The sequence below is a fragment of the Mesorhizobium sp. M7A.T.Ca.US.000.02.2.1 genome, from assembly GCF_003996995.1.
Lineage (GTDB): Bacteria > Pseudomonadota > Alphaproteobacteria > Rhizobiales > Rhizobiaceae > Mesorhizobium.
Genome location: NZ_RZTT01000266.1, coordinates 1 through 8,619 on the forward strand (window position 1 = coordinate 1; position 8,619 = coordinate 8,619).

9 protein-coding genes are annotated in these 8,619 nt (G+C 62.2%); 2 read left to right on the forward strand and 7 right to left on the reverse strand.

Features of this window, described 5'->3' with window-relative positions:
• Window positions 1-135 (reverse strand): preprotein translocase subunit YajC (locus tag EOD15_RS22605; RefSeq protein ID WP_185929040.1); only part of this gene is annotated, 135 nt, incomplete at its 3' end.
• Between the two features lie 296 nt (window positions 136-431).
• On the opposite strand from EOD15_RS22605, the gene EOD15_RS22610 reads away from it, so the two are divergent.
• Window positions 432-1,307, forward strand: a complete 876-nt coding sequence (locus tag EOD15_RS22610) for an ATP-binding protein (RefSeq protein WP_127323075.1) — start codon at window positions 432-434, stop codon at window positions 1,305-1,307.
• Between the two features lie 39 nt (window positions 1,308-1,346).
• Here the strand turns inward: EOD15_RS22610 and EOD15_RS22615 are convergent, their stop codons facing one another.
• Window positions 1,347-2,165 carry an AraC family transcriptional regulator gene (locus EOD15_RS22615; RefSeq protein ID WP_127408836.1) on the reverse strand — a complete coding sequence of 273 codons (819 nt, stop codon included), beginning with the start codon at window positions 2,163-2,165 and terminating at the stop codon, window positions 1,347-1,349.
• 113 nt (window positions 2,166-2,278) lie between these two features.
• On the opposite strand from EOD15_RS22615, the gene EOD15_RS22620 reads away from it, so the two are divergent.
• Window positions 2,279-3,169, forward strand: coding sequence for an NAD-dependent epimerase/dehydratase family protein (locus EOD15_RS22620; RefSeq protein WP_127320716.1), 891 nt, complete (start codon window positions 2,279-2,281; stop codon window positions 3,167-3,169).
• A 113-nt stretch (window positions 3,170-3,282) separates the two neighbouring features.
• Here the strand turns inward: EOD15_RS22620 and EOD15_RS22625 are convergent, their stop codons facing one another.
• From EOD15_RS22625 to tatC, 5 genes are all read right to left on the reverse strand, one after another.
• On the reverse strand, window positions 3,283-4,794 hold the full coding sequence (locus EOD15_RS22625; protein ID WP_127267602.1) for a peptidoglycan DD-metalloendopeptidase family protein: 1,512 nt from the start codon (window positions 4,792-4,794) through the stop codon (window positions 3,283-3,285).
• Window positions 4,795-4,990: 196 nt separating this feature from the next.
• Entirely contained in the window at window positions 4,991-5,644 is a 654-nt protein-coding gene (locus EOD15_RS22630; protein ID WP_127267601.1) for a protein-L-isoaspartate(D-aspartate) O-methyltransferase, read from the reverse strand.
• Window positions 5,641-6,399: a 5'/3'-nucleotidase SurE gene (gene surE / locus EOD15_RS22635; RefSeq protein ID WP_023812184.1), complete on the reverse strand. Its 759-nt coding sequence runs from the start codon at window positions 6,397-6,399 to the stop codon at window positions 5,641-5,643. Before surE ends, EOD15_RS22630 begins: the two co-directional genes overlap by 4 nt.
• Complete coding sequence (gene serS / locus EOD15_RS22640) at window positions 6,399-7,703, reverse strand: serine--tRNA ligase (RefSeq protein ID WP_127320715.1); 1,305 nt, start codon at window positions 7,701-7,703, stop codon at window positions 6,399-6,401. The genes surE and serS overlap by 1 nt, the downstream gene beginning before the upstream one ends.
• 196 nt (window positions 7,704-7,899) lie before the next feature.
• Window positions 7,900-8,619, reverse strand: a 720-nt coding sequence (gene tatC, locus EOD15_RS22645; protein WP_127408837.1) for a twin-arginine translocase subunit TatC, incomplete at its 5' end; no start/stop codon positions are given.

Consider the following 8,619-nt stretch of genomic DNA (forward strand, 5'->3'; position numbering starts at 1 on the left):
CTTCTTCAGCTGCGTGCGCTGCGGCCTGATGATCAGAAAATACATGATCACGAAAATCAGGACAAACGGCAAAATGCTGATGAACATGTCGGGAGAAGCGCCGACGCCTTGGGCGTATGCCGGTGTCACGAACATCGAGGTACTCCTGATTTTTGAAAACAGCCGCCAATTTGGCGGCCCTTGAAATTTGGCCGGAATATAGTCGGTAAAGTTGTCAATGCAACTGCGCGGCCGGCCAAATCGGCTGCTTTTACGGCCTGTTGAGCCGTGTTAGAGCATGATCGCGAAAAGCGCGAGCCGGTTTTCTCAGACAAACGGAAACCGTTTGCCAGAGATCACGCTCGAACAAAAGGTTCCCACCGGTTTTGGATCAGAGGGAATCGGGCACGTTCACGCTCCCAAATGTCGAAACCGCGAAACAAAAGACAGACATGACCGACAGCAGCATTGAAGCCCTGAACCAGAAACTCGACCGGCTGATCGAGGCGGTGAGCCGCCTCGCCCCGCCGCCGGTGCCCGAAACCGACCTCGGCGAGGCCGATTGCTTCGTCTGGCAGGCCGATCCGGGCTATCTGGAACCGGTGCGCAGGGTTAACCGCGTCGACATCGGCCTGATCCGTGGCGTCGACCGTGTCCGCGACATCCTTGTCGACAACACCGAACGCTTCGCCGCCGGGTATCCAGCCAACAATGTGTTGTTGTGGGGCGCGCGCGGCATGGGCAAATCGTCGCTGGTCAAGGCCGTGCATGCCGAGATCAACGCCAAGACCAAGTCCGACCTGCCGCTGAAGCTGATCGAAATCCACCGCGAGGACATCGACACGCTACCGAAGCTGATGGGCCTGCTCAAGGCGGCCCCCTTCCGCTTCATCCTGTTTTGCGACGATCTGTCCTTCGACCATGACGACACTTCGTACAAGTCGCTCAAAGCCGCGCTCGAAGGCGGCGTCGAAGGCCGGCCGGCGAATGTCATCTTCTATGCCACTTCGAACCGCCGGCACCTTTTGCCGCGCGACATGATCGACAATGAGCGCTCGACCGCCATCAACCCTTCCGAGGCGGTCGAGGAAAAGGTGTCGCTGTCCGACCGCTTCGGGCTGTGGCTCGGCTTCCACAAATGTTCGCAGGACGAGTATCTCGACATGATCGACGGCTATATCAGCCATCATGGCCTTGTCATCGATCCCGAGCAGTTGCGCTCCAAGGCATTGGAATGGGCGACGACGCGCGGCAGCCGCTCGGGCCGCGTTGCCTGGCAGTTCACCCAGGACCTGGCTGGACGGCTCGGCAAGCCACTGAGGGACTGACACGTTGGGTGGCGTCGCCAAGGCCATCCAATGACAAGATCATTTGGGCTGCGCCCGGCGCAAATCACGCGGCGTTTGGCCGATCTCGCGGCGCATCCAATGCGCCAGATGTGACTGGTGCGCAAAGCCCGTCAATTCCGCCACCTCGCTTGTGCTGAGATCGCCTCGCTGCAGCAGGGCGCGTGCGCGTTCGACGCGACGTCGCACCACGTAGCGGTGCAGGGTGACGCCCGTCGCCGCCTTGAACCAAGCCCGCAAGTGCGAGCTGCTCGCCCCGGCAACTCGGCTCAATCGCTGGATTGAAAGGGGCTCGTGCAAGCCAGCTTCGATATGCTCCAACACGCGCTTGAGCTGGGCATCTGACAACCGGTTTGTTCGCTCGACATCGGAATTCTCAAGACCGAGCAGCCTCACCGCCAGAGCGGCGCCAATGCTGTCGGCAAACAAAGATCCACTCGGTGAGTTTGCGCCGAGATCGCTCTCGAGTGCACGGGCGAGATGTTGGATGCGCTGATCACGAAGCAGATGACGTGTGTCGAGCGGCAACGCGCGCGCCTTGCCACCTAGCTCAGCCGCCACCCTTTCCATCAGGGCTGGTTGTAACGCGATCTCGATCGTGTCGAACGGGGTTTCGGTCTCGAAGCCGCCCTCTTGGCCAGCGGGCACCAGGTCAATATCGCCAGCGCGCCTCACGAAATATCGACCAACCTCATTGCAGTAGGAACGCGTCGCCGCGCTTGCATGCACCATGATGCGATGATGGGCCGCCCTGGAGAGACGATGGACGCCCGCTTCGATATGCCAGAAGGCCATTGTGACGTCGGGCGGAAATCGGGCCGGAACAGACTGCGAATGCATGCTCTCTCGCTTCCTGGCAAAACCTGTCCAAGAATTGGCAATTCCCGCGCGATTTTCAATGCCATGGACATGTACCTACGCCTCTCCATCGAGCTTGGACGAGAGGTTACGCCATGAGTTTTTATGTAGTTGTCGGAGCAGGCCCGGTCGGGCACGAGACCGCGCGCCTTCTGGGCGAAGAAGGACATGATGTCGTTCTCACGAGCCGGAGTGTCGGCTCAAACGCGTTGCGGAACGTCCGGGCGGTGCAGGCCGATGCCACCGATGCCGTTGAACTGGCGCGTATCTGCCGAAACGCCGACGCCATTTTCATGTGTGCCATGGCCGCCTATCACCGGTGGCCGACCGACTTCTTTCCAATCATCGACGGCACCGTGCGTGCCGCGGAAGCGGTCGGCGCGAAGCTTGTGGTTCTCGGAAACCTCTATGGCTATGGGAAACATGCCGATAGTCCGCTTCACTCCGACCTGTCTCTGGATCCGACGTCGAAGAAAGGGACCGCCCGCACGATCATGTGGCAACGGGCGGTCCGTGCGGACGTGCCGGCAGTCGAAGTGCGGTCCAGCGATTATCTTGGATATGGCGCGGTCAGCTCTTTCTCACTGGTCGCGCTGCCCTCCATAATCGAGGGGAAACCGACTGCTTTCATTGGAAACCTCGACGCGACTCATGCCTGGTCCTTCACGAAGGACGTGGCCAGGACGCTGGTCGCCGCTTCCCGCTACACGGGCGAATGGCGACGGGCGTTCCATGTTCCATCGCAACACGCCTCACCCCGGGAACTCATCCTGACGACGGCGGCAATGCTTCACCGTGAAATTCCAGAAACACGTTCCTATTCCATCCCCGAAATGGAAGCATTGGGCATGCATGAACTCATCGAGATGAGCTATCTCTTCGACAATCCCTTGCTGGTCGATTCCTCCGACGCGGAGACGCTTCTCGGAATCAAGGCCAGCGGCCTTGACGTCATGATCGCCGACACTCTGCGTGATCATCTTTGAAGCTTGAAGACTGGCGCGTCGCGTTGAAACTGAAAAAGCCCGCTCCTTTCGGAACGGGCTGAGCCGGCGGGCCGGACTGGAGGTCAGACGGCCCGCAAATTGCTTTTTTTCTTCTATTCGAGGTAACCCGAGGGATCGACCGGGGCCGAGTTCTTGCGCACTTCGAAGTGCAGCTTCGGCGAGTCCGTCGTGCCGCTCATGCCCGACAGCGCGATTTCCTGGCCGCGCTTGACCTTCTGGCCGCGCTGCACCTCGATCGAGCTGGCGTGGCCGTAGACGGTGACCAAGCCATTCTCGTGGCGCACCAGCACCGTGTTGCCGAATTCCTTGAGGCCGTCGCCGGCATAGATGACGACACCGTTCTCGGCTGCCTTGACCGGTGTGCCCGAGGGCACGGCGATGTCGACGCCGTCTTTGCCGGAGCCGAAACCGGAGATCACGCGACCGCGCACCGGCCAGCGCATCTTGCCGATGCCGGTGGCGTCAGGCGCGACGGCATCGTCGGCCTCGGCCTGCTGGATGACCTTCGAATCCTTCTTCGGCGGCGTGTAGGACGCCAGCGTTTCCGACGGCGTGGTCTTTGCCGCGGGCTGCGTCGTGGCCGTCGTCACCGGATCGACCTTGGCCGGCTTGGCGGCGGCGACGGTCGCGGTTCCGCCGGCGGGCACCTTCAGGGTCTGGCCGATCTTGAGCAAGCCATCCTGCATGCCGTTGGCCTGCTTGATGGCAACGACTCCGACACCGGTTTTCCTGGCAATCGAGGAAAGCGTGTCGCCCGACTGAACCGTATAGGTGCCAGCTGCATTGGTCGCCTTGGCCGCGGCTACCTGCGGCTTGGGCTCCTTGGGCTGGCTCGCGGCGGCCGACGTGTCGACCTGAGCGGTGGATTTGCCCTCCCTAGGCTTCGGCTGCTGCGGCAGGACGGCGACTTTGTCCGGCGCAGTGGCCGGCAGGTTGTGCTTGGTGTCTTTCGCCGGCTTGGCATCCGCGAGCTTCGGCTCGCTCTTGCTCGAATAGGCGTAGGCCGGGATGACCAGCTTCTGGCCGGTCTTCAGCCCCTTGGTCGCGCTCAGCCCGTTGACCTTCATGATCACGTCGGACGGCACCTTGTAGCGCTGCGCCAGGCCGCCGATCGTTTCGCCGTCCCTGACGACGATCTCGGTTGCATGCGGAGTGCCGGAAGCAGCCACGCGGGGTTCGTCAGGTTGCGAAACCTTGAAAGGCGATGCCACCGGGGCGACGGTGCCGGTCGTGGTCCTGTCGACATGCGGTGCGGGGGCCAATGCGGTGCGCACCGGCTTCGATACCGGCGCCACTTCGGGAGCCTGGGCAACGGGCGGCGGCAGCGGCCGCGTCGAGACCGGATCGAGGCTGGAGCGGCTGACCGACTGTGTATGGCTGCCATCGATCGGAGCGGCGGCGACATCGCCCGGATAGGGCTGCTGTACGGCATCCTGCTTGTTGATGATGGTGCGCTGATTGTTGGTCGAGGATGTAAAGACGTCGTCGACGCCATTGAACCGCGAAACCTGGGAACTGCACCCCGCAGCAGCACCCGCGACCATCAGTATGGCGCAGCCTCGCGCCAGATTGCGACCGCTTGTCTTCAAAACACTGAGTTGCATCGCACTAACCCGCACATACCCGGTACAAACTAGGCATGATTAAAGCGCGTTAATGTTACTCGACGGTTAACCCCATGGAATCCGGCGCAATTTTTCTTAAAATATTAGAGAGCGAGCCCAGGGGAGATTTTCAGGTCATGCCGGCCGGGGTCGAAGACGCACCCGACGCGGCGCGGCCTGATCATCGGCATACGCGCTAGATGATAGCGGCGACACCGCGCAGGATCGGCTGCAGGCGAACGAGGCCGATGTCTTCACGCTCGAAGCGGCTGCCGACCTTGGTCAGCTTGGCCAGCACCTGTTCGCCCTCTTCGGGGCCGATCGGCGCGATGACGATGCCGCCACTCGACAATTGGTCGAGCAGGAAACGCGGCAGGCTGTCGAAGGACGCCCATGCAACGATGCGATCGAACGGCCCTTCATTCGGCAGGCCACCGGAACCATCGGCGTGGCGCACGATGACATTGCCGATGCCGAGCGCCTCGAAGCGCTGCCTGGCCTGCTCGGCGAGCGTCTTGTAGCGATCGGTGGTGATGACCCGCGCCGCCAGCCGCGACATCACCGCCGAGGTGTAGCCCGAACCGGTACCGATCTCGAGCACGCGGTTGCCCTGCTCGATAGCGAGCGCCGCGATCACCGCCGCCTGCATATCGGCACCTTCGATCGCCTCGCCGCATTCGATCGGCAGCATGCGGTCCGACCAGGCGATCTGATGGAACTGGGCCGCCAGGAAGCCGCGCCGCGGCGTCGCCTCGAAGGCCGCGATCAGCGCTTTCGGCACAGTCCCCCGACCGCGCAGACGCAGCAGAAAGGCAGCAAAACCTTCACGGTCATCGATCCCTTGGTTCATGCAAGCGCCTTGCTCAATTGGTCACGGATTTCATGCGCGGTCAGATCGAGCTGCAGCGGCGTCACCGACACCAGCCTGTTGCGCAAGGCGTAGAGATCGGTGCCTTGCTTGCCTTCGACCGGCTCGCCGCCGAAGCGCAGCCAGTAGTATGGCAGGCCGCGCCCGTCGCGGCGCTCGTCGACCCACAGGGAGTGCACGAGCTTGCCTTGGGTGGTGACCACCGTGCCGGCGACCTCTTCGGGCGTGCAATTGGGAAAATTGACGTTGAGCAGCACGCCGTCCGGCAACGGCGTCGCGACAAGTTTCTTCAGCAGCGCCGGCGCCAGCACCTCTGTCGTCTCGTAGGGCACGACGCGATCTTCGCCGACATAGCTGTAGCCCTGGCTGAGCGCGATCGAGCGGATACCGAGCAGCGCGCCTTCCATGGCGCCGGCGACGGTGCCCGAATAGGTGACGTCATCGGCGATATTGGCGCCCGAATTGATGCCGGACAGGATCAGGTCGGGTGCGCCAGGCAGGATTTTCTTGACGCCCATAATGACGCAATCTGTCGGCGTGCCGCGCACGGCAAAATGCTTCTCGCCGATCTTGCGCAGCCGCAGCGGCTCCGAGATCGACAGCGAATGCGCGTAGCCGGACTGGTCCTGCTCGGGCGCCACCACCCAGACATCGTCGGACAGCGTGCGCGCGACCCGTTCGAGCGACGCCAGGCCCTCGGCATGAATGCCGTCGTCATTGGTCAGGAGAATGCGCATTATTTCGCTTCGATCTTTTCCAGGCCGCCCATGTAAGGCCGCAGCACTTCAGGAATGGTTACGCTGCCATCCTCGTTCTGGTAGTTTTCGATGACGGCGATGAGCGCGCGGCCAATGGCTGTGCCCGAGCCGTTGAGGGTGTGGACGAAGCGGTTGCCCTTGCCGTCTTTGTCCTTGTAGCGGGCGTCCATGCGGCGCGCCTGGAAATCGCCGCACACCGAGCAGGACGAGATCTCGCGATAGGCGTTCTGGCCGGGCAGCCAGACCTCGATGTCGTAGGTCTTGCGCGCGCCAAAGCCCATGTCGCCGGTGCACAGCGTCATGGTGCGGAACGGCAGGCCGAGCCGCTTCAGCACTTCCTCGGCGCATTGCGTCATCCGCTCATGCTCGGCAAGTGACGATTCCTGGTCCGTGATCGACACCAGCTCGACCTTGTAGAACTGATGCTGGCGCAGCATGCCGCGCGTGTCGCGCCCGGCCGAACCCGCTTCCGAGCGGAAGCACGGCGTCAGCGCGGTGTAGCGCAGCGGCAGTTTTTCATGCGCGGTGATTTCTTCACGCACAAGGTTGGTGAGTGGGACCTCGGCAGTGGGAATCAGGCCAAGCCTGCCCTCCCCGTGCGGCGTGAAGAACAGATCTTCCTCGAACTTCGGCAATTGGTTGGTGCCGAACAGAACATCGTCCTTGACCATCAACGGCGGGATGACTTCTTCGTAGCCATGTTCGGTCGTATGCAGGTCCAGCATGAACTGGCCGAGCGCACGTTCCATCCGGGCCAGTCCGCTTTTCAGCACCGTAAAGCGCGAGCCCGACAGCTTTGCCGCGCGCTCGAAATCCATCATGCCGAGCGCTTCGCCGATCTCAAAATGCTCCTTCACCCAGTTCGGCCGCGTCGGCACCTTGCCGACGAGGTGCTTGACGACATTGTCGTGCTCGTCCTTGCCGACAGGCACGTCGTCGAACGGCACGTTGGGAAGCACTGCCAGCGCATCGGTCAGCGCCTTGTCGAGCTCGCGTTCGCGCGCCTCGCCGTTCTGGATGAAGACCTTGATCTCGCCGACTTCGGCTTTCAGCTTCTCGGCCAAGGCGGCATCGCCCGAACGCATGGCGTTGCCGATCTCCTTCGACGCGGCATTGCGGCGCTCCTGCTTGGTCTGCAGCTCGGTGACGTGCTCGCGCCGGGCCTCGTCCGAGGCGATCAGCCCGTCGACCATGGACTGCGCCTCACCGGCCGACCACGAGCGCTTCACCAGCGCCTCGACAAGGGCCTTCGGGTTGTCGCGAATCCATTTGATGTCAAGCATGGTTTGAAACGCTCCTGGGTAGCATGTCGCCCAAAAGTGCACAGCGATTTGGGACAACGACATGCTCAAAACAAAACTGAAACGCATCGCTTTGAGCGCGATGCGTTTCAGCCAGAGGGCGTAAACCGCATCCGAGATCGATGCAAGAGGACGGGGCGACGACTGTGTTTTTCCGCCGCTGCAGCCGCTCTGTCGCCTATGAGGAGGCAGGTGCCGGGGGCTCGTCCGGTGCTTTGTCCGCCACCTCTTCCGCCGCGTCCTGCTTCTCGCGTGCCACGCGCTGCTTTTCCCGATCGCGCTCGATCAGCCGGGCAGCCCAGATGGACACCTCGTAGAGAAGGATGGTCGGGATGGCCAGGCCGATCTGACTCATCGGATCGGGCGGCGTCAGTATCGCCGCGACGACGAAGGCAATGACGATCGCCCATTTGCGCTTCTCGGCCAGTCCCTTGGACGAGAGCATGCCGACCCGTGTCATCAGGCTGGTCACCACCGGCAGCTGGAACACCAGGCCGAAGGAGAAGATCAGCGTCATGATCAGGCTGAGATATTCCGACACTTTCGGCAGCAGCGAAATCTGCACCTGATCGTCGGTGCCGGCCTGCTGCATGGCGAGGAAGAACCACATCACCATCGGCGTGAAGAAGAAATAGACCAGCGATGCGCCCATCAGGAACAGGATCGGCGATGCGATCAGGAACGGCAGGAAGGCGTTGCGCTCGTTCTTGTACAGGCCGGGCGCGATGAACTTGTAGATCTGCGTGGCGATCAGCGGAAAGGCGATCACCATGCCGCCGAACATGGCGAGCTTGACCTGGGTGAAGAAGAATTCCTGCGGCGCCGTGTAGATCAGCTCGACCTTGTGCGGATCGAGCCCTGCCCATTGCGTCGCCCATTTGAACGGCACGACCAGGAG

Excerpts from the sequence above, each read along its gene's own strand:
- EOD15_RS22610 (WP_127323075.1), top strand. The coding sequence starts at position 432 with ATGACCGACAGCAGCATTGAAGCCCTGAACCAGAAACTCGACCGGCTG.
- EOD15_RS22615 (WP_127408836.1), bottom strand. The coding sequence starts at position 2,165 with ATGCATTCGCAGTCTGTTCCGGCCCGATTTCCGCCCGACGTCACAATG.
- EOD15_RS22620 (WP_127320716.1), top strand. The coding sequence starts at position 2,279 with ATGAGTTTTTATGTAGTTGTCGGAGCAGGCCCGGTCGGGCACGAGACC.
- EOD15_RS22625 (WP_127267602.1), bottom strand. The coding sequence starts at position 4,794 with ATGCAACTCAGTGTTTTGAAGACAAGCGGTCGCAATCTGGCGCGAGGC.
- EOD15_RS22630 (WP_127267601.1), bottom strand. The coding sequence starts at position 5,644 with ATGAACCAAGGGATCGATGACCGTGAAGGTTTTGCTGCCTTTCTGCTG.
- surE (WP_023812184.1), bottom strand. The coding sequence starts at position 6,399 with ATGCGCATTCTCCTGACCAATGACGACGGCATTCATGCCGAGGGCCTG.
- serS (WP_127320715.1), bottom strand. The coding sequence starts at position 7,703 with ATGCTTGACATCAAATGGATTCGCGACAACCCGAAGGCCCTTGTCGAG.